The sequence below is a fragment of the Nocardia tengchongensis genome (assembly GCF_054781395.1).
Window position 1 is genome coordinate 1884741 of the sequence record NZ_BAAGUM010000006.1, and the last position, 21839, is coordinate 1906579.

At 68.0% G+C, this 21839-nt stretch carries 36 protein-coding genes and 3 tRNA genes; 31 read left to right on the forward strand and 8 right to left on the reverse strand.

The window, feature by feature from the left end; translation table 11 throughout:
- Positions 1–24 precede the first annotated feature (24 nt).
- Both ACYVKL_RS19640 and ACYVKL_RS19645 read left to right on the forward strand, forming a co-directional pair.
- Positions 25–483, forward strand: coding sequence for a hypothetical protein (locus ACYVKL_RS19640; protein WP_379165209.1), 459 nt, complete (start codon positions 25–27; stop codon positions 481–483).
- A gap of 11 nt (positions 484–494) precedes the next feature.
- A complete protein-coding gene (locus ACYVKL_RS19645; RefSeq protein ID WP_379165210.1) occupies positions 495–683 on the forward strand; it encodes a hypothetical protein in 189 nt (62 codons plus the stop codon).
- A gap of 223 nt (positions 684–906) precedes the next feature.
- Here ACYVKL_RS19645 and ACYVKL_RS19650 read toward each other — a convergent pair.
- From ACYVKL_RS19650 to ACYVKL_RS19660, 3 genes are all read right to left on the reverse strand, one after another.
- Positions 907–994 (reverse strand) — tRNA-Ser (locus ACYVKL_RS19650).
- Between the two features lie 53 nt (positions 995–1047).
- The gene (locus ACYVKL_RS19655) at positions 1048–1485 is read right to left on the reverse strand and encodes a nucleoside deaminase (RefSeq protein WP_379165795.1); all 438 of its coding nucleotides are present in this window, start codon (positions 1483–1485) and stop codon (positions 1048–1050) included.
- 26 nt (positions 1486–1511) lie between these two features.
- Positions 1512–2051 (reverse strand): tRNA adenosine deaminase-associated protein, encoded by a 540-nt coding sequence (locus ACYVKL_RS19660; RefSeq protein WP_213558828.1) that lies wholly within the window; start codon positions 2049–2051, stop codon positions 1512–1514.
- A gap of 58 nt (positions 2052–2109) precedes the next feature.
- On the opposite strand from ACYVKL_RS19660, the gene ACYVKL_RS19665 reads away from it, so the two are divergent.
- Positions 2110–3060 carry a prephenate dehydrogenase gene (locus ACYVKL_RS19665; protein ID WP_379165211.1) on the forward strand — a complete coding sequence of 317 codons (951 nt, stop codon included), beginning with the start codon at positions 2110–2112 and terminating at the stop codon, positions 3058–3060.
- Here the strand turns inward: ACYVKL_RS19665 and ACYVKL_RS19670 are convergent.
- Positions 3057–3659: a putative glycolipid-binding domain-containing protein gene (locus tag ACYVKL_RS19670; protein WP_213558826.1), complete on the reverse strand. Its 603-nt coding sequence runs from the start codon at positions 3657–3659 to the stop codon at positions 3057–3059. The genes ACYVKL_RS19665 and ACYVKL_RS19670 overlap by 4 nt on opposite strands.
- A gap of 275 nt (positions 3660–3934) precedes the next feature.
- Here ACYVKL_RS19670 and ACYVKL_RS19675 point away from each other — a divergent pair, with 275 nt between their 5' ends.
- From ACYVKL_RS19675 to ACYVKL_RS19690, 4 genes are all read left to right on the forward strand, one after another.
- Positions 3935–5077, forward strand: a complete 1143-nt coding sequence (locus ACYVKL_RS19675; protein WP_357192343.1) for a DNA cytosine methyltransferase — start codon at positions 3935–3937, stop codon at positions 5075–5077.
- A 38-nt stretch (positions 5078–5115) separates the two neighbouring features.
- Positions 5116–5538 carry a very short patch repair endonuclease gene (locus tag ACYVKL_RS19680; RefSeq protein ID WP_379165212.1) on the forward strand — a complete coding sequence of 141 codons (423 nt, stop codon included), beginning with the start codon at positions 5116–5118 and terminating at the stop codon, positions 5536–5538.
- Between the two features lie 123 nt (positions 5539–5661).
- A complete protein-coding gene (locus ACYVKL_RS19685; RefSeq protein WP_379165213.1) occupies positions 5662–6423 on the forward strand; it encodes a DUF998 domain-containing protein in 762 nt (253 codons plus the stop codon).
- A gap of 26 nt (positions 6424–6449) precedes the next feature.
- Complete coding sequence (locus ACYVKL_RS19690) at positions 6450–7163, forward strand: maleylpyruvate isomerase family mycothiol-dependent enzyme (protein WP_379165214.1); 714 nt, start codon at positions 6450–6452, stop codon at positions 7161–7163.
- A 53-nt stretch (positions 7164–7216) separates the two neighbouring features.
- Here the strand turns inward: ACYVKL_RS19690 and ACYVKL_RS19695 are convergent.
- The 3 genes from ACYVKL_RS19695 to ACYVKL_RS19705 all read right to left on the reverse strand — a co-directional run bounded on the left by ACYVKL_RS19695 (position 7217) and on the right by ACYVKL_RS19705 (position 8198).
- A tRNA-Arg gene (locus ACYVKL_RS19695) sits at positions 7217–7289 on the reverse strand.
- A gap of 38 nt (positions 7290–7327) precedes the next feature.
- Positions 7328–7417, reverse strand: a tRNA-Ser gene (locus ACYVKL_RS19700).
- An 88-nt stretch (positions 7418–7505) separates the two neighbouring features.
- A complete protein-coding gene (locus ACYVKL_RS19705) occupies positions 7506–8198 on the reverse strand; it encodes a dienelactone hydrolase family protein (protein ID WP_379165215.1) in 693 nt (230 codons plus the stop codon).
- A 174-nt stretch (positions 8199–8372) separates the two neighbouring features.
- Between ACYVKL_RS19705 and hisC the strand changes: the two genes are divergently transcribed.
- From hisC to ACYVKL_RS19720, 3 genes are all read left to right on the forward strand, one after another.
- A complete protein-coding gene (gene hisC, locus ACYVKL_RS19710; protein ID WP_379165216.1) occupies positions 8373–9449 on the forward strand; it encodes a histidinol-phosphate transaminase in 1077 nt (358 codons plus the stop codon).
- Positions 9450–9540: 91 nt separating this feature from the next.
- Complete coding sequence (locus ACYVKL_RS19715) at positions 9541–10338, forward strand: alpha/beta fold hydrolase (RefSeq protein WP_379165217.1); 798 nt, start codon at positions 9541–9543, stop codon at positions 10336–10338.
- Between the two features lie 712 nt (positions 10339–11050).
- Positions 11051–11443 (forward strand): hypothetical protein, encoded by a 393-nt coding sequence (locus tag ACYVKL_RS19720; RefSeq protein ID WP_379165218.1) that lies wholly within the window; start codon positions 11051–11053, stop codon positions 11441–11443.
- Here ACYVKL_RS19720 and ACYVKL_RS19725 read toward each other — a convergent pair.
- Positions 11438–12073: a helix-turn-helix domain-containing protein gene (locus ACYVKL_RS19725; RefSeq protein WP_379165219.1), complete on the reverse strand. Its 636-nt coding sequence runs from the start codon at positions 12071–12073 to the stop codon at positions 11438–11440. The two genes, ACYVKL_RS19720 and ACYVKL_RS19725, sit on opposite strands and share 6 nt — an antisense overlap.
- Before the next feature lie 247 nt (positions 12074–12320).
- On the opposite strand from ACYVKL_RS19725, the gene ACYVKL_RS19730 reads away from it, so the two are divergent.
- The 21 genes from ACYVKL_RS19730 to ACYVKL_RS19830 all read left to right on the forward strand — a co-directional run bounded on the left by ACYVKL_RS19730 (position 12321) and on the right by ACYVKL_RS19830 (position 21744).
- The gene (locus ACYVKL_RS19730) at positions 12321–12626 is read left to right on the forward strand and encodes a helix-turn-helix domain-containing protein (protein WP_379165220.1); all 306 of its coding nucleotides are present in this window, start codon (positions 12321–12323) and stop codon (positions 12624–12626) included.
- The gene (locus ACYVKL_RS19735; protein WP_379165221.1) at positions 12623–12925 is read left to right on the forward strand and encodes a hypothetical protein; all 303 of its coding nucleotides are present in this window, start codon (positions 12623–12625) and stop codon (positions 12923–12925) included. Before ACYVKL_RS19730 ends, ACYVKL_RS19735 begins: the two co-directional genes overlap by 4 nt.
- Before the next feature lie 233 nt (positions 12926–13158).
- The gene (locus ACYVKL_RS19740; RefSeq protein ID WP_379165222.1) at positions 13159–13356 is read left to right on the forward strand and encodes a hypothetical protein; all 198 of its coding nucleotides are present in this window, start codon (positions 13159–13161) and stop codon (positions 13354–13356) included.
- 94 nt (positions 13357–13450) lie between these two features.
- A complete protein-coding gene (locus ACYVKL_RS19745; protein ID WP_379165223.1) occupies positions 13451–13693 on the forward strand; it encodes a hypothetical protein in 243 nt (80 codons plus the stop codon).
- Positions 13690–13827: a hypothetical protein gene (locus tag ACYVKL_RS19750; protein WP_379165224.1), complete on the forward strand. Its 138-nt coding sequence runs from the start codon at positions 13690–13692 to the stop codon at positions 13825–13827. Before ACYVKL_RS19745 ends, ACYVKL_RS19750 begins: the two co-directional genes overlap by 4 nt.
- Entirely contained in the window at positions 13824–14174 is a 351-nt protein-coding gene (locus ACYVKL_RS19755) for a hypothetical protein (protein ID WP_379165225.1), read from the forward strand. Before ACYVKL_RS19750 ends, ACYVKL_RS19755 begins: the two co-directional genes overlap by 4 nt.
- Positions 14175–14239: 65 nt before the next feature.
- The gene (locus ACYVKL_RS19760; RefSeq protein WP_379165226.1) at positions 14240–14437 is read left to right on the forward strand and encodes a hypothetical protein; all 198 of its coding nucleotides are present in this window, start codon (positions 14240–14242) and stop codon (positions 14435–14437) included.
- Entirely contained in the window at positions 14434–14652 is a 219-nt protein-coding gene (locus ACYVKL_RS19765; RefSeq protein ID WP_379165227.1) for a hypothetical protein, read from the forward strand. Before ACYVKL_RS19760 ends, ACYVKL_RS19765 begins: the two co-directional genes overlap by 4 nt.
- A complete protein-coding gene (locus ACYVKL_RS19770; protein WP_379165228.1) occupies positions 14649–14837 on the forward strand; it encodes a hypothetical protein in 189 nt (62 codons plus the stop codon). The genes ACYVKL_RS19765 and ACYVKL_RS19770 overlap by 4 nt, the downstream gene beginning before the upstream one ends.
- Entirely contained in the window at positions 14834–15136 is a 303-nt protein-coding gene (locus ACYVKL_RS19775; protein ID WP_379165229.1) for a hypothetical protein, read from the forward strand. The genes ACYVKL_RS19770 and ACYVKL_RS19775 overlap by 4 nt, the downstream gene beginning before the upstream one ends.
- Positions 15133–15471 carry a hypothetical protein gene (locus tag ACYVKL_RS19780; protein ID WP_379165230.1) on the forward strand — a complete coding sequence of 113 codons (339 nt, stop codon included), beginning with the start codon at positions 15133–15135 and terminating at the stop codon, positions 15469–15471. The genes ACYVKL_RS19775 and ACYVKL_RS19780 overlap by 4 nt, the downstream gene beginning before the upstream one ends.
- Positions 15468–15992 (forward strand): WhiB family transcriptional regulator, encoded by a 525-nt coding sequence (locus ACYVKL_RS19785; protein WP_379165231.1) that lies wholly within the window; start codon positions 15468–15470, stop codon positions 15990–15992. Before ACYVKL_RS19780 ends, ACYVKL_RS19785 begins: the two co-directional genes overlap by 4 nt.
- On the forward strand, positions 15993–16823 hold the full coding sequence (locus ACYVKL_RS19790; RefSeq protein ID WP_379165232.1) for a PD-(D/E)XK nuclease-like domain-containing protein: 831 nt from the start codon (positions 15993–15995) through the stop codon (positions 16821–16823).
- Entirely contained in the window at positions 16820–18016 is a 1197-nt protein-coding gene (locus ACYVKL_RS19795) for a hypothetical protein (protein ID WP_379165233.1), read from the forward strand. Before ACYVKL_RS19790 ends, ACYVKL_RS19795 begins: the two co-directional genes overlap by 4 nt.
- Positions 18013–18228: a hypothetical protein gene (locus ACYVKL_RS19800; protein WP_379165234.1), complete on the forward strand. Its 216-nt coding sequence runs from the start codon at positions 18013–18015 to the stop codon at positions 18226–18228. Before ACYVKL_RS19795 ends, ACYVKL_RS19800 begins: the two co-directional genes overlap by 4 nt.
- A gap of 262 nt (positions 18229–18490) precedes the next feature.
- On the forward strand, positions 18491–19846 hold the full coding sequence (locus tag ACYVKL_RS19805; RefSeq protein ID WP_379165235.1) for a hypothetical protein: 1356 nt from the start codon (positions 18491–18493) through the stop codon (positions 19844–19846).
- Complete coding sequence (locus ACYVKL_RS19810; RefSeq protein ID WP_460772378.1) at positions 19839–20309, forward strand: HNH endonuclease; 471 nt, start codon at positions 19839–19841, stop codon at positions 20307–20309. Before ACYVKL_RS19805 ends, ACYVKL_RS19810 begins: the two co-directional genes overlap by 8 nt.
- A complete protein-coding gene (locus tag ACYVKL_RS19815) occupies positions 20302–20553 on the forward strand; it encodes a hypothetical protein (RefSeq protein WP_379165237.1) in 252 nt (83 codons plus the stop codon). Before ACYVKL_RS19810 ends, ACYVKL_RS19815 begins: the two co-directional genes overlap by 8 nt.
- Complete coding sequence (locus ACYVKL_RS19820) at positions 20546–20704, forward strand: hypothetical protein (protein WP_379165238.1); 159 nt, start codon at positions 20546–20548, stop codon at positions 20702–20704. Before ACYVKL_RS19815 ends, ACYVKL_RS19820 begins: the two co-directional genes overlap by 8 nt.
- Positions 20697–21173, forward strand: a complete 477-nt coding sequence (locus ACYVKL_RS19825; RefSeq protein ID WP_379165239.1) for a DUF4326 domain-containing protein — start codon at positions 20697–20699, stop codon at positions 21171–21173. The genes ACYVKL_RS19820 and ACYVKL_RS19825 overlap by 8 nt, the downstream gene beginning before the upstream one ends.
- Positions 21174–21195: 22 nt before the next feature.
- Complete coding sequence (locus ACYVKL_RS19830; protein ID WP_379165240.1) at positions 21196–21744, forward strand: hypothetical protein; 549 nt, start codon at positions 21196–21198, stop codon at positions 21742–21744.
- Positions 21745–21839: the final 95 nt, after the last annotated feature.

Genomic DNA, 21839 nt, shown 5'->3' on the forward strand with positions numbered 1-21839 from the left:
CAACTGAACCAACAGGAACCGACAATGCACACTTCACCCACTATCCGATTCCCCCGCACCCTGTCGACCGCCGCGGCCGCCGCGATCGTCGCCGCCGGCCTGGCGACGAACGGCACCGGTCCCGCCCAGGCCGCGGCGAAGTCCTGCGGATTCGAATTCACCTGGACTCAGCCGTCGGTGATCGGTGCCCAGATCCTGGGCCGGGGCGTCGCCCAGTGCGACCTGCCGCCGGACGAACACCGCCTGGTCTTGGCCTTGGAGTACAAGAAGGCCGACCGATGGGAAACGGTGTCGTCGATCACCGACGCGACCCGTCCCCCGGCGCCGCCGGGGCACGCCGCGTACGAGGTCAGCGCGGCCTGTTACGCGGGAACGTGGCGTGTCAGTATGAGCGTGACAGGCAGCATTCAGGGGAACCCGTTCGTGTACAGCGACCACACGGGAACGCGCGACGTACCGACCAGCCAATGCCCCACCCGATGAGAGGAAGCCTGGTGTCAGATCTGGACGCGAGCGAGTCCCGAGAACTCCGGGACAAGATCCAGCCGATCTACGAGGAAGTCGCCGCCCTGCTCGGGGCCGATCACCCGGCAGCGGTGTCGCTGCTGCGAGCGGCCACTGAACTCGCGGCCACCGCGCCCGGCGGCCGCCGTTACGGTGACTACGAGCCGCAAACGGCGTAGTAGTTCACGAAGGCCCCCGCCCGGCGGGGGCCTTTGCGCTGACAAATCGTGCGGTTCGCGCGTTGCTGGTTGTGCGGGTGGGACATTGAGGCCTCCGGACGCGGGGTGGCGTGGAAAGTTCTGCGCTGCAAGCAATCCTGGGAGGCAGGGCTTAAGCGAACCTTTTGGTTCGGATAAATAGAAGAAGCCCCCCACCTGCGTGAACAGGTGAGGGGCTCCTCAGCGGTGGCGGAGGGATTTGAACCCTCGGAGGGGGGTTACCCCTCACACGCTTTCGAGGCGTGCTCCTTAGGCCGCTCGGACACGCCACCGGTGGTGACTTTACCTGAGGACCCTGCCGAATCCGAAATCGGCTGGAGAGGGGCTAGGGGCGGTGGGATCGGAAGAAGGTGTCGAGGAGGGCGGCGCATTCGGGTTCGAGGACGCCGGCTCGGACTTGGGGGCGGTGATTGAGACGTCGGTCACGGACCACGTCCCAGAGGGAGCCGACGGCGCCGGTTTTGGGTTCCCAGGCGCCGAAGACCACGCGGGAGACTCGGGAGAGGACCAGGGCGCCGGCGCACATGGTGCAGGGTTCGAGGGTGACGGCCAGGGTCGTGCCCTCCAGGCGCCAGCCGTCGCCCAGCACCTGGGCGGCGGCGCGCAGCGCCAGGACCTCGGCGTGGGCGGTCGGATCGCCCAGGGCCTCACGGGCGTTGGCGGCGCGCGCGAGTTCGCGACCGTCGGCGTCGAAGACCACCGCGCCGACGGGGACGTCGCGCGGGTCGGCGGCGCTCGCGGCGGCAATGGCGGCCCGCATCATCGCCTCGTCGGAGGCGAGCGAGCCGATCAACGCGGGAGCTTGTCCAGGACCGCCGAGAGCTCGTTGGCGAAGCCGAGACGCTGCGCGATCATGCCCAGCTGCTCGTCGGGGTACAGGTCGGTTTCGGCGAGAATGACCGCCAGCACCGGCTCGGGCAGGCCGAGGTCGGCGAGGACACCCAGGTCGCCCTCCTCCCACGGTTCGACGTCGTCGAGCTCGTCGGGGTCGATATCGGGGATCTCGAGATTGAGTTCCTCCAGCACATCGGCCGCGATGTCGTAGTCGATGGCGGCCGTGGCGTCCGACAGCAGGATGCGGCTGCCGGTGGGGCCCGGGCGCAGGATGATGAAGAACTCGTCGTCGACATCGAGCAGGCCGAACACCGCGCCGGAACTTCGCAGCGCGCGCAACTCGTGCTCGGCCGCGGACAGACTGGACAGCGACGCGTCGCTCAGCGGCGTCACTTTCCAGTTGGCTTCCTCGCGGACAACGGCCACTGCGAACCCTTCCACGTCGTCGAAGTCGTCCGACGCCGCCCTGTTCGTGCTCGAGCGTTGTGCTGCCATGCGCGCAACGGTAGTCCGCTTCGGGGGAAATGTTGAAGTCGTATGCGAATCTGATCGCATGACGGGCACTTCGAAACCAGCTGTCTGCGTCCTCGGTACCGGTTTGATCGGCGGTTCGGTGCTGCGCGCCGCCGTCGCCGGTGGCTACGAGGCGTTCGGCTACAACCGGTCCGAGGTCGGCGCCAAAGCCGCCCGGATGGACGGCTACGACGTGATCAGCGATGTCGAAGCGGTGCTCACCCGCGCCGCCGAACGGGACGCGCTGATCGTGGTCGGCGTGCCCATGCCCGCCATCGACGCCGTGCTGTCGGACGTGAAGACCTACGCCCCCGACTGCGTGCTCACCGACGTGGTGAGCGTGAAAGCCCCGGTCGCGGCGGCCGTCCAACGCAACGAGCTGAGCGCCCGCTACGTGGGCGGCCACCCGATGGCCGGGACCAGCGAATCCGGTTGGGCCGCATCCACTCCCGACCTGTTCAAGAACGCGGCCTGGGCGGTCAGCGTCGATCCCGGCGTGCACGCCGACAACTTCCGGCGTGTCGCCCAGCTGGCGCTGGACTGCGGCGCGGTGGTGGTCCCGGTGCTGGCGGTGGAACACGACCGCGCGGTCGCCCGCATCTCGCACCTACCCCACGTGCTCGCGGAGGCGCTGGCCATCGAAGGCTCCAACGGCGGCCCCCTGGCGCTCGGCTTGGCCGCGGGCTCCTTCCGCGACGGCAGCCGGGTCGCCGCCACCTCCCCCGACCTGGTCCGCGCCATCTGCGAACCGAATGCCGCCGCCCTGCTGGACGTCCTCGACGACACCCTCGAAGTGCTCACCCAGGCCCGGGACAGCCTGCGCGCCAACGGCACCATCACCGAACTCGCCGAGGCCGGTCACGACGCCCGCACCGAATACGAGGACCACGAACGCTGGGTCATCACCGATGTCCGCCTCGGCGACCACAACTGGCTCACCAAGCTGATCGACGCCGGCCGCACCGGCGGCGTCCTGACCTCGCTGGACTAGACGCGTTCGGCCAGGCCGGGATAGTCGAGCAGGAAACCGTCCTGGTCGACGGTGACGGTGGCGGACGAGACGGGCGACAGGACGTGGATCCCGTCCGGTCCACTGCTGTAGGTCAGGCTGGCTTCCTGCACCAGCAGGTCGGGCAGGCGCACGTAGACGACCGGAACCTGCACGTCCTCGCTGGCCCGGGCCAGCCCGTAGCGGCGGATCGGCAGGGTGTTGAAGAACGGGCTCAGCACCACGTCGACGTCCAGCGCGCCGCCGAAGGTGGAGCGCACATGGGTGTTTCCGGCGTCGATCAGCCAGTAGTTCTCCTCGTCGCGGGCGATCGAGGCATGACGTTCGCCGGTGGCGAGGGTGCTGCGCAGCGACAGCCGCTTGGTGACCCCGGATTCGTCGGTGACCAGGTCGTAGGAGGCGCTGAAGGCGGGATGGTCCTCGCATTCGCCGGCGATGATGCGGCCCGCGGCACGAATCCGGTTGCCGCTCAGCACCACCCGCACCGACTCCATGCGTGAGGCGTTGTGCGCGCGCCAGGTGAGAATGGCCGGCCACCGCGGCGCCCCGGGCTTGGCGTCCTCACTCCCGTTATCCGTCACGCCTATAACCGTAGTTGCAGGCAGCGGCGGGCCCGCGATCCCCGGCCGGTATCACTCCCGCGACCCGGCATCGTGATCAACATGCAATGGTGCGACGCCGTTCTCGCTGTTTGCGCACGCCGGCGCCTGCTGATCAAGCGCCCGGGTGATAGCGACAAGCTCTCATGCCGAGCGGGCGGAGGGTGTTGCTCTCGGTGGGGATGAGGGGACTCGAGTAACGTGCTCTGCGGCACGGGGACTCCGGGGTGAAAGGGACTGTTGTGACGGGCGCACGGATGGTCGGCCTGTTCGCCGGCATCGGTGGGCTGGAACTCGGGCTCGCGGGCCACGGCTGGCGCAGCGAACTGCTGTGCGAGATCGACTCCGGGGCGCAGGCGGTGCTGGGGGCGCACTTCCCCGGCGTGCCACTGCATTCGGACGTGACCAAGCTGCGGTCGCTGCCGGCGGGGATCGAACTGGTCGCGGCCGGCTTCCCCTGCCAGGACCTGTCGCAAGCCGGGCGCACGGCCGGAATCACCGGCTCCCGTTCGGGTTTGGTGGACGAGGTGTTCCGGCTGGTCAAGCGCAAGAAGGGCCCGCGCTGGCTGCTGATCGAGAACGTGCCGTTCATGCTGCAGCTCGGCGGCGGGGCGGCCATGCGCCACATCACCGACGCGCTCACCGAACTCGGCTACACCTGGGCCTACCGGGTGGTCGACGCGCGCGCGTTCGGCCTGCCGCAACGGCGGGAGCGGGTGCTCATGCTGGCCTCCCGCACCGACGATCCGCGGCCGATCCTGTTCGGAGCCGACGCGGGCCCGCGCGAAGTCGGCGATCCGGCGCACGATCCGTGCGGCTTCTACTGGACCGAGGGCAACCGCGGCCTGGGCTGGGCGGTGAACGCGGTACCCACGCTGAAGGGCGGCTCCGGCCTCGGGATCGCGAGCCCGCCCGCGGTCCGGCTGCCCTCGGGTGAACTGGTCACCCCCGGCATCACCGACGGTGAACGCCTGCAGGGCTTCGATCGGGATTGGACGACACCGGCTTTGGCCGTGCCGGGCGTGCGGCCGGGGCATCGCTGGAAGCTGGTCGGCAACGCGGTGAGCGTCCGCATGGCCGACTGGATCGCCGAGCGCGTCACCAACCCGTCCGACGATCCGATCCCCGACGGCGAACCGCTGACCCGCAAGAGCTGGCCGACCGCCGCCTGGGGGCATCAGGGGGAGGTGCGGCGGGTTCCGGTGTCCACCTGGCCCGTTCACGCGCCCTACGAGGACCTGCGCTGGTTCCTCGACGATCCGCGGCTGCTCTCGGCCCGCGCGACCGCCGGTTTCCTGCGCCGCACCCAGATGGGCTCGCTGCGCTTCCCGGCGGGTTTCCTCGACGATGTCGAGAACCATCTCGAGCGCATGGGAGGCGCGCCCGTCAAGGCCGCGTGAGCCTTGCCGGCCGGGCGCGGCCCGGCGAGGATGGCCCGATGACCGATGCGGCGCGGCCGGGCACCGATGCGACGACCAGCGCCCGCATGGCCAAGCAGCGCCGGGTGGGGACGAAACCGGAGCTGGCCCTGCGGCGGGAATTACATCGGCGCGGTGAGCGCTACTTCGTGGACCGGGCGCCGCTGCCAGGACTGCGGCGGCGGGCGGACCTGGTGTTCCCGCGGCGGAAGGTAGCGGTCTATGTGGACGGGTGCTTCTGGCACAGCTGCCCCGAGCATGCGACATACCCGAAGAACAACGCCCAGTGGTGGGCCGAGAAGCTGGCCGGGAACGTGGCGCGGGACCGCGACACCGATGCCCGGCTGGCGGCGGCGGGCTGGACCGTGGTGCGGGTCTGGGAACACGAACCCGCGGAATCGGCTGCCGACCTGGTGATGCGGGCTTTGACGCGCGGGGTGTGACGTCCGTGTTAACTCATGGGCGACAATGGACGTAGCGACCGGACCAGCCGACCAGTCCGGACAGCGCCAGAAACTGCGGGCAGGCAGTACGAGTAAGCGAGGCCAGCGAAAGCGAGCGCGGTGATGCCAACCGAGCAGAAACTAGCCGAGGCGGCTCCGAGCACGGAAACACTCCAGCCGCGATGGCGACGGGTGTTGCGGTGGTTCATCGCGATCCTGATCGCGATCGCGGGGCTCGGCTACTCCTCCTGGGTCCTGGAATTCATCCTGCCCATCCCGAGCAACCCCACCAACACGTTCCTCAGCCAGCTGGCCGAGAAGGGCGCACCGTTCCGCTGGGTCTTCACCACCGGCGACACCGTGTCCGGCTCCCTGCTGGTGGTCGCGGGGCTCGGCGGGGTGCTGCTGTTCTCCCGGCGCCGCTACTCGACCATCGGCTGGGTCGCGCTGGCCTGCTTCGGCGCCGCCACCATCGCCGACGCGCAGTGGCCGATCGTGCCCGAGGATCCGGACGGGCCCAAACGCTATGTGGACACCGGGCTGTTCCCGCAACTGCATCAGATCCACGCGCTGACCAGCACGCTGGCGGTGTTCTCCATCTACATCGCGATGATCGCGTTCACGGTGGCCGCGTTCAAGTACCGGCGGTGGCCGATCCTGCGGCACACCGGCCTGTGGATTCTGATCGTCGGCTCGGTGGTCACCGCGTGGATGCTGATCGCCGACAACCTGCCCGGCAACTACGGTCTCGGCATCGCCCAGCGCATCCAGGTCGGGGCCATGTCGCTGTGGCTGGTCGCGCTGGCCGTGCAAATCGTTGTGGCCGAACGCGATTCCGGGGTGCCCGCCCGGCACCGCCGCACCAGCTCGTCGTCCGGCCGCTGACCGCCCGCACCGGTTAGGGTCGGACCGTGACCAGCGACGCGCACCTCGCCGACATCGCCGCCCAGCTCGACACCGTCGCCGCCGCGACCGAGCGCCTGCTCCCCGCGGTCGCCGCGCTGGGCGAAGCCGATCTCGTCGACCCCTCACTGCTGCCCGGCTGGACCCGCGGCCACGTGCTCGCCCATCTGTCCCGCAATGCCGACAGCCTGGTCAACCTATTGCTGTGGGCCCGCACCGGCATCGAAACCCCGCAATACGCAAGCCAATTCCTGCGCGACGCCGATATCGAGGCCGGCGCTCCCCGCCCCCTGCGCGACCAGCTCGAGGACCTCACCGCCTCCGCCGAACGCTGGCTGGCGCTGGCCCGGGTGATGCCCGCCGACCGCTGGCCCGCCACCGTCCGCAACCGGATGGGCGGCGAGATCCCCGCGACGCGCGTCATCTGGATGCGCCGGCTGGAGGTGGAGATCCACCACGTCGACCTGAACATCGGCTACACACCCGCCGACTGGCCCGAGGACTTCACCACCCGCCTGCTCACCCAATCCCTGGGCGAGGTCAGGCCCGCCGACGGCGCGGGCTTCACGGTGCTGGCCACCGACACCGGCTACACCGGCACGGTGGGCGCCCAGGGCCCCGCAATTACCGGCCCCGCCGCCGCGCTGGCCGCCTGGCTCATCGGCCGCTCCCCCGGCGCCGACCTCACCGGCGATCTCCCCGCCCTCGCCGCCTGGAAGTAACCGGCCCGCCAAAGTCAAAGGCCCCACACCGTTCGGTGTGGGGCCTTTGTTTGTGCGCCCGAAGGGATTCGAACCCCTAACCTTCTGATCCGTAGTCAGATGCTCTATCCGTTGAGCTACGGGCGCATGGCTATTCAAGTTTTCGTACCCGGCGAACCGGGCGGTGGCGGAGGCGAGAGGATTTGAACCTCCGGTCCCCGTGAAGGGACAACTCATTAGCAGTGAGTCCCATTCGGCCGCTCTGGCACGCCTCCTGGTGCCCCTCTTCGAGGGCGCCGGTTCCTTTCGAACCGCCGGGACAGAAGATTACACAGCGGGTGACCAATAGGCCAAATCGGCTGGTCAGCGTAGGTGCGAGTCGAACCATTCGTAGATTCTGGTCTGCGCGTCGAGGACGGATACGTCCTCGAGGGCGGCGGGGTCGAAGCCGGGATGGTCGGGGCGGTGGTGGAGACCGGGGTAGGTGACCACCAGGGTGGCGACGTCGGCGCGGGCGGCGGCCTCGCGGAGGCGGTCGACCTGGTCGGGCGGAGTGAGGGGGTCGTCCTCGCCGAAGAGGCCGAGCCAGGGGGCCTGGAAGGCGGGGGCGGCGGCGAGCAGGGTGCTGGCGTGCGGGCTGATCGGGGTCTCGATGCCGCGGGCGGCGACGCTCACGGCCGCGCCGACGCGGCGGTTGGTGGCGACCAGGGCGGCGGCGGTGCCGGCGGAGTCGAAGCCGAGGACGCCGATGCAGTCGCGGAAGACGCCGTGCCGGGTGAGCCATTCGAAGCAGGCGTCGAAGTCGGCGAAGAGGTCCTCACCGAAGACGCACTCGTCGACGCTGCCGTTGACCGGGCGGTGGAACAGATCGGGGGCGAGGACGGTCCAGCCGTCGTCGGCGAGCGCTCGCATGAGTTCCAGCAATGGCTCGGTGAATTCACGTGATTCGTGCAACACCACGATGCCGCCGCGCGTGTGTCCCTCGGGTTCGAGCACGGTGAGCGCTATCGCGGTCGTGTCGTGCACAGGGGCGAGTTCTCGATAAATGCCCGACATAGGGCCACTGTAGTTGTGCTAGGTAAAAACGCGATAAATCTTTCCGACGGTCCGGAAATCCGGAGACTTTCCAGCCGAGCGCGATTCGGGAGCGGCAGGCGGCTTTCAAGCAACCGGGTCGAACCGGACGGCACCGGCGGACGGCCCGGCGGACGCTCGACATAGGGTGGAAGGGTGAGCGCGCACATTCGCCCGGACCTCGATGCCATCCCCGCGTACGTCGCCGGCAAGACCCACCCCGGCGCGGTGAAGCTGGCCAGCAACGAGACCACCTTCCCGCCGCTGCCGTCGGTGACCAAGGCGATCACCGAGGCGGTCGAGCTGTCGAACCGGTATCCGGACAACCACGCCATCGAATTGCGCGGCGCCATCGCGGATTTCCTGGGCGTGCAGCTGGAGAACGTGGCGGCCGGCTGCGGCAGTGTCGCGCTGTGCCAGGAGCTGGTGCAGATCACCTGCCGGCACCCCGAGGACGAGGTGCTGTTCGCGTGGCGCTCGTTCGAGGCGTACCCGATCGTCACCCAGGTGGCGGGCGCGAAGGCGGTCCAGGTGCCGCTGGACGACGAATCCACCCACGATCTGGACGCTTTGGCGGCGGCGATCACCCCGCGCACCCGCGTGGTGTTCGTGTGCAATCCGAACAATCCGACCGGCACCGCGCGCGGCAAGGCCGAACTCGTCGAGTTCCTCGACAAGGTGCCCACCGACGTCCTGGTGGTGCTCGACGAGGCGTACTTCGAATACCTGCGGATGCCCGCCGAGGACTTCCCCGACGGCGTCGAACTGGGCCGAAACCGACCGAATGTGCTGGTGCTGCGCACGTTTTCGAAGGCGTACGGCCTGGCGGGACTGCGGGTCGGCTACGCGGTCGGCGCGCCCGAGGTGATCACCGCGCTGATGAAGGTGCACATCCCGTTCAGCGTGAGCCGGGTGGCGCAGGCGGCCGCCATCGCCTCGCTGGAGGCGCGGCACGAGCTGCTGGAGCGCACCGATGCCGTTGTGGCCGAACGTGATCGCATGCGCGACGCGCTGCTCGCGGCGGGCTACCGGCTGCCGGTGAGCCACTCCAACTTCATCTGGCTGCCGCTGGGCGACCGCAGCGCCGAATACGGTGCGGCCAGCACCGAGGCGGGGGTCATCATCCGGCCCTACGGCGTGGACGGCGTGCGTATCACTGCGGGCGATCCGCACGAGAACGACGCGTTCCTGGCCTTCGCCACCGATCCGGCGACGATCGCGCGCTTCCTCTAGAACACGTTCCTGTTATGGTCGGGCGCGCGCCTCGAATCCACACTGGCGCAGTCGAAGACCTACCAGGGGAGGGCGCTGTCCCATGCCGTTCGTGACCACCGAAGACGGGGCGAGGATCCACTACCGGGATACCGGCGGCGACGGTCCGGCGGTGGTGCTGATGCACGGCTTCTTCAAGGACGCCGAGATGTGGGCGGCCCAGGAACGGTCCCTCGCCCCGGACTATCGGCTGATCACCATCGACGCCCGCGGCCACGGCCTGACCGAGGACCCGGACCAGCCCTTCGACAACTGGCGCCTGGCCTGGGACGCCTGGGCCGTCGTCGACCACCTCGGGCTCGACCGGGTCGTCGCGGGCGGCCTGCTGCAGGGCGGGTGGATCGGTATGCGGATGGCGCTGCTGCAGCCCACCCGCGTGCGCGGCCTGATCCTGATCGGCACCCGCGCCGACGCCTACGACGCCGCCGAATCCGTTGGCTTCGAGATGATCATCATGAACCAGTGGATCCTGGGCGACGGCCCGCTCGAGCCGCTCGCCACCCCGATCGCAGTGCAGATGATCGGCGGCACCCGCGAGGACCGCCGGTACTGGCTCGACAAGTGGAACGCCTCCGACCGCCGCCGGCTGCAGCAGGCCGGCCGCTGCCTCATCGACCGCGAATCCATTGTCGACCTGGTCAAGGACATCACCGCGCCGGCGCTGCTGATGCACGGCGTGCAGGATCAGATCCACTCCCGCCGCCAGACCGAGGAACTGGCCGGGCAGCTCGGCGGCCCGACCCGAGTCGAGACCATCGACGGGCTGGGCGCCGCGCACGCGGTCACCTACACCCACCCCGAGGTCACCGACCCGATCATCCTCGACTGGCTCGCGAGCCTGCCCGCATAGCAGAAATGCTGGTGGCCAAGGGTTCGAAAACCCTTGGCCACCAGCATCTTCAAGCGGAAGCAGAGGGATTTGAACCCCATGAAGAGCGCCGCCGCAACCGGTCTACCAGCATCTTTGAGGATTCTGGAGGAGATTCGAGGACTTTGACGAACTGGGACTTTAGCCACGAGTGTTGACCGGGTCAACACCCCGTCAACCGCCGCCCGGCGTGGCCGAGGGCGCATGGAAGCGGCCCGACCTCCTGCAGATCCCGGTCACGTCAAACGCCGTACAACAGCGTTTGCGGGAAGTAAACCCAAACACGAGCCAAAACTATGACGGCGCGTGCCAAGATTCCAACACCGGCCAGTGTGTGCACCAGTTAGGGAATGCCCGCACGACTACACGATTAACCCTCGCACCCTGAATGTTTCAGCAACGTAACAGCGATGCCGGGAGTTAGTGCGCACCCGAGATAAGTTGCGCTACTTCGTAAATCAGCGGGGGGGGGGCGTCCCTGCAGAGAAGACAAAACCACGGAATTCCGTAAGGTGCGCTCCCCCACGGAATTTCGCTGAAAGTTTGCTAGAATTCTCTTCCGAAATATGCGGTTTCGAACTAATGTGCTGACTCGAAGGTTTGTTCCAGGTTTGCCGCAGGGGTGGTACATGGGCATTGTGATCGAGGGGGCGCTGACTTCGTCGCCCTATTCAGCTGGTCGAGGCGAGGACAGGTGAGCGACTCCGATTTTCAGGTCGCCGGTGCACCCGGCGGAGAGAGGGATAGCCGGTTCGTCCGCGTCGCCAAGTGCATCGAACGACATACGGCCGCGATGATGGAGCTCGGCATCATCTACGCGGATTGCCACGGCGAAATGGTTCATCGTGGCGACCACGTCCTCATCGGCGAGCTCGTCCTGCTGAATGACCGCAGACGGAACCTCGTGAAGATCGTGCCGCGGCACGGCGTCGATATGCACCAGCGCGTCGAGCTGGAGAGGGCCGCCCAGTACGCGCTCGTGGCGGGCCCTGATCCGGCATTCGGCTGGAGAGAGCACCGGGGACTCGGCCGCTGGTTTCAGATGATCTGGCAGCCTATCGCTCTGTGGGGAATCGCGGCGCTATAGGCGCTCTCGGTCGCTGCGAATGTCACGCGCAACCGCCCCGTCGAATTCTCCATCAGTCCATACCCCTGGACGCACATTCGTCCCAGGAATTACTGGGCCGAACTCCGGGTCTGCATCCCCTTCGCTTCGACGCCGGCGCAGGCGTGCAAGTACCGCTCTGTGTGTTTCGGAAACGAGCTCGACCGTTTCGTCATCGAGCTGCGACTGCAGCGCCGGGTCGGTAGCCAGCCGGAGGACCGCAGTGATCAGACGCTCCACGTCATCCAGGGACGCACCGGAGTCGAGAGCTCGATTCACTACGACAACCGCACCTTGCACGCCGGCCGAAATGTCAGCCGCCGCCGGCCACTCTCCGGGGTGCTGCCCCGCTTCCGTTGCGGCCGCATCGGGAGACAGGCCCTCGTTCGCCAGGAGTTGATCGAGTCGGCCGGTCGGCCATTTCAGCGCACGCTCGATCTTCGCGCGGGAAGTGGTCCGGGGCCAGCGTTCGCCGCGCTCCAGGCCTCGGACAGTTTTCGCGTCCACCATAGCTTCGCGCGCAAGGGCCGCCTGGTCTATCTCCAAGAACGCCCTGCGCAGTTCGACCTCGCGGCCGACACGCCTGTATGGCGGCTGTGTCGCTTCGGTCATCCCCGACTCCCGTCGAATCTCTGTCGCACTCAGGGCCTCGAATCTGCCCTCAATTGACAGTGTTACAGGGAACAAGCGGGAACTACAAGGACCGGCGGTCATGTTGTCCCAACAGCACCAATGGGTAGCTACTAGTCGGTAACTGCGCGCATTTTGTTCCCATTGGGGGGATCTGGCCCAGCAAACCTCCGCGCCTCGCCGCAAACATCCGTTGACATGTTCCCTTTTGATCCCTAATGTTCCTCTCGTGCAAGCGGAACTTCACGGAACTCACCCCGCGAGGGTCGCGTCAACGCCGTTCACCGAGTCCGACTGGGAGCGAGTTGGCGGCACTCTGCGGGCATTGAGGGAACTTCGGGGCTATCGCCCAGAGGAGTTCGCCAACCACCTCGGAATCAGTCGCAGCTACCTCGTCAACATCGAGGCCGGCCGCAAGAAACTCACCAACGTCATGCTGGCGCGCGCTGCAGAGACCCTGAAGGTCCCGCAGATCGCCATCATGCGCCCGACCGACGCGCCCAGCATCACGGCCACCGCGGGCGGTACGGCATGACCGACACCAAGTGCCACCCCCTCGAGATCGCCGCAGAGCGCCTCGGGGCCCCCTCCACGCACTGGCTGATGCTTCAGCTGCGCGCCCGGAAGCTTCCCGGCCGCAAGGTCGGACGGTCGTGGTGCATGACCGACAGCGACATCAACGAGGCCATTGAACTGCTGGCCTCCCCCGCCCTCGTACGCATCGCGGATCCGGCCCCCGTGGTGGGGGGCCACGCCACGCAGCCCGGCGGCGTCGATTTCGCCTCGGCCCTCACGGCGGGAAGCCGTCGCCGCATGGCCAGCCGGTCCGCCTGAAGTGTCCCGGGCCGGTCGCCACCGACGCCGGACCCGGGCCGCGCGCCCTGGAGGGGGACCGCCGAGGACTCCCCACCTCGCCCCTCCGGGCGCGCACCACATCCAAATCCCTACGCAGACAAGGAGATCCACATGGACCTGTTCGCCTGGATTTGCTCGCTGATCCACCCGGCCCCGAAGCCGATCCCCCTGCCCATGCAGACCCCGATCGGCATGTTGCCCTGGGGCCCCGCATGATCACGGCGATCTTCGTAGCCGTGTGGGCGCTGGCCATCGCCGCGCTGCCCCCGCTGATCCGCCTCGCGTGCTCGGAAAGCGAGACCGAACCGTCGAACCTCGTGCGGCCCACCGTCTACGCGTGGATCCGCGAACAGCAGCCTGCGCCGGTCCTGCGGCCGCAGTGGCATCTCGCTGGAGCGTGGCCGCTGTGACCGCCACCAGCATGCGCACGCAGGTGATCACGGCCGTGGTGACGGCCCTCGTGGTTTTCGGCCTGGGATGGCTCGGCCTGGTGGTGATGCCGCGATGAGCAACATGTCCGAGAACCGTGTGCGTCGGATCGTGCGCGAAGAGATCGCCGCTGCGTTCGAGCGTTTCCACGAGCAGGACGAGGAGGCGGTGCGCGAGGCGTTGGCCGCCTTGGAGAGGGTCGACCTCGGGATCGTCAATGCGGAGGAAATGGCGAACCTGCTCGGCGTGCCCCCGCAGCACGTACAGCTCGAGGGGGCGACGCGCCCCTCGGCGACCGGTAACGGGGTGACCGCGTGAAGCGCATTCGCCCGCTCATCGACCGCGTCCCGGACCACCTCGCCATCCTCGGCTGGGACGCGGTCGCGCTGCTGATAGTCGGTGGCGGCTGGCTGACCGGCGAGTGGCTGACCTGCTGGGGAGCGCCGCTGTGAGGCACCGTCTCGGGCAGGCTACCGACGCCGCAATTCACGCCACCTGGCCATGGCTCGCCGCCCTGGTCGGCAACTGGGTGCTCTACGCCAGCGGCGTCATCGTGGCGCCCCAGATGCTCGCCGCGATCGTCATCATGCTCAGCGTCTGCGGGGCCATCGGCGTCGTCGCCGCGCTCTGGCTGGTCGCCGCGCTGATCACCGACTTCCGTATCCGGCGCGCTGCCCTCCGCCGCGAGGCTCGCCGCCGTCATCCGTCCTCCGGCCGCTGGGTTCGCGCGGACTGGGGGATCGGGAAGCCCAGCGCGGGCGACGAACTGCCCGCGCTGGGCGACCTGCCAAACCCCTGAAATTCATCGCGCCCCGCCGAGGGACGAGCTCGGCGGGGCGCATTTCCAGAGACAAGGAGATTGTAATGGCCAAGCACCGCCGCGGCTGGAAGGGCTGGGTGCCCTTCCTTCGCCGCACCTCCGACCCCGTGATCGCCGACGCGCTGAAGGCGCGTGCGTTCGCCACCGCGCCGACCGAGCTGCTCCCCATCTACAGCGAGCACCTCGAGATCTGCCTCGCCCGCCCCACGCTGCTCGACGACGGTCAGGCGGTGCACTGGTGAGCCGCAGGCTGAACGTGACCGCGCGCGAAACGCTGCGCGCATCTGGCGTCAGCATCGCCGAGTGGCGCACACGCAACGGCATGGGCGACACCTGGACCGGCGACATCTGCGGATGCCCGGACGACCGGTGCATCGGGCTGCACCACGCAGGCCCCGACACCTGCGAATGCCTGCCCGCGTTACTGAGCGATCCGCACTGGGCAGGTGCCCGGTGAGCGCGCCACACACCGCCCTCGGGACTGCGATCGCGGAACTCGCCGAGCACGCGCTTCAGGACTGCACCGAATTGACCACGGCCATCCTCGATTTCGCCGATCTGCTGGCCGCTGCTGACGGCGACGCGCTCACCAACGCCGAGATCGCCGGACGTCTGCGCAACCTCGCCAGGAGGCAGTGGTGACCCAACCTCAGACATCGACCGAGCCCCAGAACTTCGGCGAGCTGGTCGGCGAGAACGTGCGGTTGCGCGGCGAGCTCGAAATCGCGGCAGAGAAGGCCGACATGGCGGCGCGCACGATCGCGGAGCTCAAGAAGAAGGCCAGCGCCCTCAAGAAGACGCTCCGCAAGTGCCAGGCGCAGCTCGCCAACGTCACGAACCAGCGGAACGAACTGCGGGACAAGATGTTTGACCAAACCCTCGCCGAGGTGAACGCCAATCGCGAACTCAAGGCGGCGAACATGAGCCGGAGTGCCCGATGACCGAGCCCGAGAACCACTGGAAATACACGGCCGTCGAGCGCGTCGAGCGCGAGGTCGCGATGTACCTCGATTTCGAGGAGGACCTCACCCTCGACGTGCTCCGGTCCTTCGTGACCGCGACCGAGCACCTCGACGGTGATTCCCTCGTCTCGATCGTGAGGCGGATGCGTGGGGGTAGCGACCTCGTCACTGTGCTCGTCGCCTGCAAGAAGACCGCCGAGGACCTCGTGCCGAACGGCGAGGACGAGGACCAGGACGCCGACGGCGAGACGCGCCCCTACGACCCGGACCAGCAGCGCTACAACAATATCGCGGCCGATTCGGGGGCGCTGTGACCAGGAAAAATCCCGCTGCTTGTGCGAAAGATCCAGCCCTGTGGCTCACAGAGGGCGATCGCGACGCGCGGCGAGAAGCTGTACGCGTCTGCGTCGAGGAATGCACGATGCGCAGGGAGTGCGCGAAGACCGCTGAGGAACTCGGCGCGAACTATGGCATCTGGGCCGGATTCAACCTCGCGACTTCACCGGGGCAGCGCGGTCTGCGGAAGTTGCTCGGCGTGGAAAAGCCTTCAACCGTGCGGCATTGCGCGTGCGGGCGGCAGATCGCATCTCAATACGCGAATGCCGTGATGTGCACGCCGTGCGCACAAGGGCTGCGCGATATCGCGCCGGTCCGCGCCCACCTCAAGCAGCTGCTCGAAACGATGTCACAGACCGAAATCGCTGCGCGCGCACAGATCTCGCCGGGTGCAGTCAACAAGATGCTCTCGGCGGATCGGCCGTACGTGAAAGGCAAGATCGCTGACCGCCTGTTCGCGATCAAGCCGGACGCCGTCGCCGAGGCGGGGGCGATCTGAATGGCGGAGCCGTTCCGGCCCGGCCTGTATCCGGGCGTCCCGGACGTCGTCTATCACCGCGACCCAGCGCTGTCCTCGTCCGGTGCTCGCAAGTTGGCGATGAGCTCGCCCAAGGAGTTCCGGGACGAGCGCCTGCGCGGGCGAGAAGACAAGTCGGAATTCGATTTCGGGCACCTGGCGCACAAGTACGTGCTCGGCGAAGGGGCCGATGTCGAGATCTGTGACTTCCCGAACTGGCGCAGCAACGCCGCGCAGGAGGCTCAGGACGACGCCCGGGCAGCCGGCCGAATTCCCGCGCTGCCCAAGGAAGACGAGGCGGCCCGAGAGATGGCGCGCATCGTCCTCGAGCACTCGGTGGCAGGCCCGCTGCTGGCCGAAGGCGAGGCCGAACTGTCGGGCTGGTGGGAGGACTCCGAAACCGGCGTGCAGCTGAAGTTCCGCACCGACTGGATGACCCGCATCAATGGCCGATTGTGGGTTCCGGACTACAAGACCAGCAAGTACTCGGGGCGGCGTGGGTTCGCCAAGGCCGCAGGCGAATTCGGCTATTACATGCAGCAGCCGTTCTACACCGACGGCATCGAGGCCCTCGGTCTGGACGACGACCCGATCTTCGTGTTCATCAGCCAATGCAAGACGCCGCCGTACGTGGTCAGCGTCTGCGACATCGAACCGGCCGACATCGATCTCGGCCGCGCTCTCAATCGCCACGCCATCCGCCAATACGCCCAAGCGCAGGCCAGTGGCGAATGGACCGACAACACCAACCAAATCGACCGCGTGACCCTGCCCGCCTGGGTCCGCTACCAAGCAGAGGAGATCCTGGGTTGAACACCCCTGCCCACTATCGGCCCGTCTCGATCGCGCCAGTGCCGCGCACCCCCATCTCGCAGGCCACCGCGGTCGAGCAGTCCCGCGCGGTCGCCGAGGTGCAGGCCGCGGTCATGGTCGCCCAGGAGCGGCCCCGGAACAAGGCCATGGCGGTCGAGGAAATGCGCGACGCCACAGCCCAAATGGCCGTCGCCGAGAAGGCGTTCTTTCGGTACAACCGCGGCGAAGAGACCGTCACCGGCGTCTCGATCCACCTCGCCCGCGAGCTCGCCCGCTGCTGGGGAAACATCGACTACGGCATCAAGGAACTGCGCCGCGACGACGAGCAGGGTGTGAGCGAGATGCTCGCTCGCGCTTGGGATATGCAGACCAACGCGAGCTCGTCGACGTCGTTCATCGTGCCGCATATCCGCGACACCAAGAAGGGCCGGCGTCAGCTCACCGAGACCCGCGACATCTACGAGAACAACGCCAACAACGGTGCGCGGAGGTTGCGTGAGCAGATCATCTCCGTACTCCCGAACTGGTTCGTGGAGGAGGCCAAGGCCCGCTGCCACGAGACCCTCAAGCGCGGCGACGGCGACCCACTGGAGGAGCGACGGACCAACGCCATCCACGGTTTCGCCCAGATGGGTGTGACGGTCGAGCAGCTCGAGGCGAAAGTCGGTGCCCCCCGGGCGGAGTGGAATGGTGACCACCTCGGTCAGCTGTCGGTGATCTTCAAGTCGATCCAGCGCGGTGAGGTCAACAAGGCCGAAGAATTCCCCGCGCCGGTGGCCGCACCGCCGAGCGCGGACGAGCTGGCCGCCGTCAGTCGGCGCCGCAAGGTCGAGGCCGCGGCGGAGCCCTCCGAATCGGGCGCAAAACCGGAACCTGCGCAGGTCACAGACACGGCCAAGGCCCCTCCCGAGAGCGATCCGCCGAAGCGTTCGCGTGCCACGCGGAAGGCCGACAAACCCGCTGCGCCGAACCTGATCACGGCCCAGCAGTCGGAGAAGATCGACGAGCTCATGACCGCGCTCAAGGTCACCGACGAGGACCAGCAGCGTGACTTCGCATCGATGGTCCTGGGCAAGCCCCTCCCGGACCTCGGACAGCTCACCATCGAAGAGGGCGAGGTCCTCATCGCCGAGCTCGTCGACACCCTCGCCGCGGAGCAGGCGAAGGCCCCGGCCGAGGGCGGTGCGGAATGAGCGTCGACTACAGCGTCGGACATGCATTGCGCGGTGCCGAGGCCCGACTCGGCCAGGTCGAGAAGCAACTCGATCGACTGGTCGCCGCCATGGAGCTCGGCGCGGTCATCAACGCGACCGTGACCGGCGTCGGCTACGAGCCGGGCTCGGAGCGCGAGGCCGCGCGTCGGTGGATCCGCGACCGGATCGCCGAAATCGTCTCGCGGACATGAGCGACAACGTCGTCGCGGGACCGTGGCCTGGCAGCAGCCGGGCTGCGGCCCCGGCCCGCGCGGCGACACCTCGCCCTGTCCCGCACCGGTACCGCGTCGGCACGCACGGCCCGACCGTGCTCATGGACTGCCGCGAGTGCCGCACCCCGTGGGCGCCCGATGTCCCTGTGCCGCGAGACCGCCTGTGCCGCAAGTGCCGCGGCGATGCCGACGAGGCGACGCCGGCACTTTTCGATCCATCTGCCCTGTAGGAGGCGAGACCATGGCGCGTGAATACGCCCGAAATCCCCTGTGGATCTGGGACGACGCCGATTACACCGACCTGAGTCCGGTGGCCCAGCACCTCGACTTCGTGCTGCGGCACGGGCCCGAGATCTCATACTGCGGCCGCGTCGACTGGCGGCCCGCCCGTCTGGTGCCTCGCGCCCGCGGCTGGACCGTCGGCGCGATCGAGGCCGCGGCCGCCGAGTACGAGGCGGCAGGGTTCGGCCTGTTCGACAGCGCCACCGAGGAAGCGCTGGTGATCAAGCACATCCATTGGGATGAGCTGCTGCGCAATCCGACGATGGCCGTGGCGCTGGTCAAGGCATACCAGGGGCTCGCATCCCGGAAGCTGCGCGCCGGCGTCGTCACCGAGGTCCGGCGGCTGCGCGAGGAGTGCCCCGAGTACTCGTCGTGGACGCACCCGATGTCCCGGGCGAAGCTCGACCGGCTGCTCGCCGAGCGGTCCCTCGAAGACTTCGGCATCACCCTTCCGATTACCAATCCGATTACCAATCGAGACACCAATCCCGTTGGTAATCAGGATCGGTACGAGACACCGTTCGAGACCGGTCCTGATTACCAATCCGAGACGGTCCCGAACGCTGATGCCGATCGGGTCGAAACACCCATCGCCGCAGACGATCCCGTGGGCGATGACCTCGGCTCGATTAGTGCTTTGAACACCCCCCGGAATACCGCCTGGAATACCAATCAGGATCGGTCCGAAAGCCCTTATGCCAATCCGGATCGGTCCCAAAGCCCTAACACCTCTCACCCTGCAACTCATGGGGGTTACGCAATGGGGGAACGTCACGTCGCGCAGGCGCGCGAGCCGCGCAACGACCCCCCACCCCCCGCACACCATCCCGAACACCCCGACTTCTGGGATCCGGATTGCGCCCAGTGCACCAAGCTCATCGAGCAGCGCACCGCCTGGCAGGCCGACCGCGTCCTCGCCGCCGAACCGCCCTCGCCCTTCTGCGCCGCCCATCCCGACGGCACCACGGACGCATGCGGTGCGTGTGGCGACGCCCGGAAAGCGCGCCGGGACCACGACGCCGCCCTCGCCAGAGCCAGGGCCGCCAAGCACACCGCCAAGACCCAGCGCGCCGCCGAGGACCGCGAACGGGCCATCGCCAACTGCACGCTGTGCGACGCCGATGGCTTCCGGGGCGCCGAGTACGGCAAGACCGCCGGCACTCGCTGCGACCACAACCCCGCCACCGCCGAAATCGGCCGCGAGGGCATGGCCAAGGTCCGCGCGGCGATGGCCGGCCGCCCGACCGAACACACGCCCGACGTCGACGCCGAGACCGACGAGGACCAGAACGACCAGGAGCACGCCCATGTCTAGACGACTGCCCGGTGCCACCGTGGCCGAGAAACTCGCGCTGAATTCCCGCCGCGATGGCGAATGCTTGCGCTGGACCGGAGCGCATATACCGACCGGTTACGGACAGCTGTCCATAGGCGGAAAGGTCAAGTCCGTTCATCGGATCGCCTACGAGCTCATGTACGGCGAGATCGCCGACGAGCTGGAGATCGACCACGTCGCGGCACGTGGTTGCAAATGGCGAGACTGCATCGAACCCACCCACCTCGAAGCGGTCACACACGCGGAGAATCTGCGGCGGATTCACGCTGGACGAGAACCTGTGTGCCCGAAGGGACACCACCTCACCGAGGCGAACATCCAGCTCTACCAGCGAAGCGGAAACCGCGGCATCGGCCAGCGGTGCCGGCGGTGCGCCAACGATCGCCGCAACCGCTGGAGGGCAAACCGCAAGCTCGTGAGCTCGGTGGTGAAAAGTGCCTGAGCCCATCGACCCAACCGACCCGTTCGCCGACATCGCCGCCAAGCTCCAGACCGAGCAGGAGGCCGAAGCGGCGCGGTTCGCTGAGATGTTCACCGTCCCGGCGATCTGCAATATCTGTGGCGCGCACGTCGCTATTCCGAAGGCGCACAAGGAATTCCACGATCTGGTTGCGCACGTGACGATCCAGCTCGCCGCCGACATCCAGAGCGTCGGCCGCGCTGCCGGAGTGATCCCCGATGCGTGACCGCACCGGCGAGGAACGCGACGAGGAGCCCGTCGAGCACGACCCGCGATGCGTCGACAAGTGGATCGACCGCGACGGCGACAACCCGCGGCCCTGCCTGTTCTGCAAGCCCCACCTGCGCCCGAAATTCGAACGGAGACACCATGCCTGAACGCATCCAACGCAAACGCACCGCTGGGTGGCGCTTGCCTGAAGGTGCTGTGTACGTCGGTCGCCCGACGAAGTGGGGCAACCCATTCACCCTCGGTGGATCGAACGGGCTCGCGTGCATGCCCGGCGCGGTCACCGGTGCCGACTGGGAGTACGAGGACCGGATCTCCGCCGCGGGGATGCGCCACGACTACTTCCACGGCGACGACCGCGTCACCCGTTGCGAGATCCACAACCTGTCCCGCGCCCAGGCGGTCGCCTTGTACCGCGAGGTCCTCACCGGCGAGGTCGTGCACCTGCGCGACAGCCGATGGCCTCGGATCGGGCACCGCGACCAGCCCGTCACCCTCAAGACCATTCGCAGCGAGCTGGCCGGTCGCGACCTCGCCTGCTGGTGCCCGCTCAATCAGCCGTGCCACGCCGACGTCCTGCTCGAATTCGCCAACGCTGCGGAGGTCCCCAATGCCTGAGCCCACCCCCGACCCCGAGTTCATGAGCCTCGGAGAGTTCCTTGCCAGCACCCAGGCTGATCGAGACCGCATCGCCGAAGCACAGAAGCAGCACTCGCTTCAGAGCCCCCGGTGTCACGGCCTGATGGAGCCACCCGCGCCGGTGCGCCCGTTCTCGACGTGCGCGGTGTGCGGATTCGAGGATTACACCGAATGGCCGGCGGCGCAGGACCGTACCGCGGAGCTGGAGGCCGCCCATGCCCGCATCGCCGAGCTGGAGCGCGACGTGAAGCGCTGGCAAGGGCTGACGCAGCGGTGGCGGCAGCTGGCGCGTGATCGACGCGACGACCTCCTCATCGCGAATGTCGAACTGGAGAGGGCCGCGCCGTGGCGCTGCATGGCGACAACCACCATGGCGAACTTCCTCACGCCCGACGACCACCGCGCCGTCTGGTGCACGCTCCCGAACGGCCACGCCGGTTGGCACCACGGCGAGATCGAGGACCAGGTGTCGTCCGGCATCGAGGGATTCACGAAGACCCATACCTCCCAGATGCATTGGTCGGACGGGCAACCGGAGGTGAACCGATGAGGTACGGGGTGTCCCTCTCATGCGCTGAGGTTGGCTGCCGCGAGCTGGAGTTCGCCGAGGCGAGGAGCCGACGAGAGGAAGGCGAGACGTTGGCT

What these genes read in the sequence shown, in the direction of transcription:
- ACYVKL_RS19705 (WP_379165215.1), bottom strand. Translation starts at nt 8,198, where the DNA reads ATGTCGGGCATTTATCGAGAACTCGCCCCTGTGCACGACACGACCGCG.
- ACYVKL_RS19655 (WP_379165795.1), bottom strand. Translation starts at nt 1,485, where the DNA reads ATGATGCGGGCCGCCATTGCCGCCGCGAGCGCCGCCGACCCGCGCGAC.
- ACYVKL_RS19790 (WP_379165232.1), top strand. Translation starts at nt 15,993, where the DNA reads ATGGCGGAGCCGTTCCGGCCCGGCCTGTATCCGGGCGTCCCGGACGTC.
- ACYVKL_RS19830 (WP_379165240.1), top strand. Translation starts at nt 21,196, where the DNA reads ATGAGCCTCGGAGAGTTCCTTGCCAGCACCCAGGCTGATCGAGACCGC.
- ACYVKL_RS19780 (WP_379165230.1), top strand. Translation starts at nt 15,133, where the DNA reads ATGACCGAGCCCGAGAACCACTGGAAATACACGGCCGTCGAGCGCGTC.
- ACYVKL_RS19800 (WP_379165234.1), top strand. Translation starts at nt 18,013, where the DNA reads ATGAGCGTCGACTACAGCGTCGGACATGCATTGCGCGGTGCCGAGGCC.
- ACYVKL_RS19735 (WP_379165221.1), top strand. Translation starts at nt 12,623, where the DNA reads ATGACCGACACCAAGTGCCACCCCCTCGAGATCGCCGCAGAGCGCCTC.
- ACYVKL_RS19680 (WP_379165212.1), top strand. Translation starts at nt 5,116, where the DNA reads ATGACCGATGCGGCGCGGCCGGGCACCGATGCGACGACCAGCGCCCGC.
- ACYVKL_RS19640 (WP_379165209.1), top strand. Translation starts at nt 25, where the DNA reads ATGCACACTTCACCCACTATCCGATTCCCCCGCACCCTGTCGACCGCC.
- ACYVKL_RS19805 (WP_379165235.1), top strand. Translation starts at nt 18,491, where the DNA reads ATGGCGCGTGAATACGCCCGAAATCCCCTGTGGATCTGGGACGACGCC.
- ACYVKL_RS19660 (WP_213558828.1), bottom strand. Translation starts at nt 2,051, where the DNA reads ATGGCAGCACAACGCTCGAGCACGAACAGGGCGGCGTCGGACGACTTC.
- ACYVKL_RS19825 (WP_379165239.1), top strand. Translation starts at nt 20,697, where the DNA reads ATGCCTGAACGCATCCAACGCAAACGCACCGCTGGGTGGCGCTTGCCT.
- ACYVKL_RS19740 (WP_379165222.1), top strand. Translation starts at nt 13,159, where the DNA reads ATGATCACGGCGATCTTCGTAGCCGTGTGGGCGCTGGCCATCGCCGCG.
- ACYVKL_RS19745 (WP_379165223.1), top strand. Translation starts at nt 13,451, where the DNA reads ATGAGCAACATGTCCGAGAACCGTGTGCGTCGGATCGTGCGCGAAGAG.
- ACYVKL_RS19820 (WP_379165238.1), top strand. Translation starts at nt 20,546, where the DNA reads ATGCGTGACCGCACCGGCGAGGAACGCGACGAGGAGCCCGTCGAGCAC.
- ACYVKL_RS19760 (WP_379165226.1), top strand. Translation starts at nt 14,240, where the DNA reads ATGGCCAAGCACCGCCGCGGCTGGAAGGGCTGGGTGCCCTTCCTTCGC.
- ACYVKL_RS19725 (WP_379165219.1), bottom strand. Translation starts at nt 12,073, where the DNA reads ATGACCGAAGCGACACAGCCGCCATACAGGCGTGTCGGCCGCGAGGTC.
- ACYVKL_RS19665 (WP_379165211.1), top strand. Translation starts at nt 2,110, where the DNA reads ATGACGGGCACTTCGAAACCAGCTGTCTGCGTCCTCGGTACCGGTTTG.
- ACYVKL_RS19675 (WP_357192343.1), top strand. Translation starts at nt 3,935, where the DNA reads ATGGTCGGCCTGTTCGCCGGCATCGGTGGGCTGGAACTCGGGCTCGCG.
- ACYVKL_RS19810 (WP_460772378.1), top strand. Translation starts at nt 19,839, where the DNA reads ATGTCTAGACGACTGCCCGGTGCCACCGTGGCCGAGAAACTCGCGCTG.
- ACYVKL_RS19685 (WP_379165213.1), top strand. Translation starts at nt 5,662, where the DNA reads ATGCCAACCGAGCAGAAACTAGCCGAGGCGGCTCCGAGCACGGAAACA.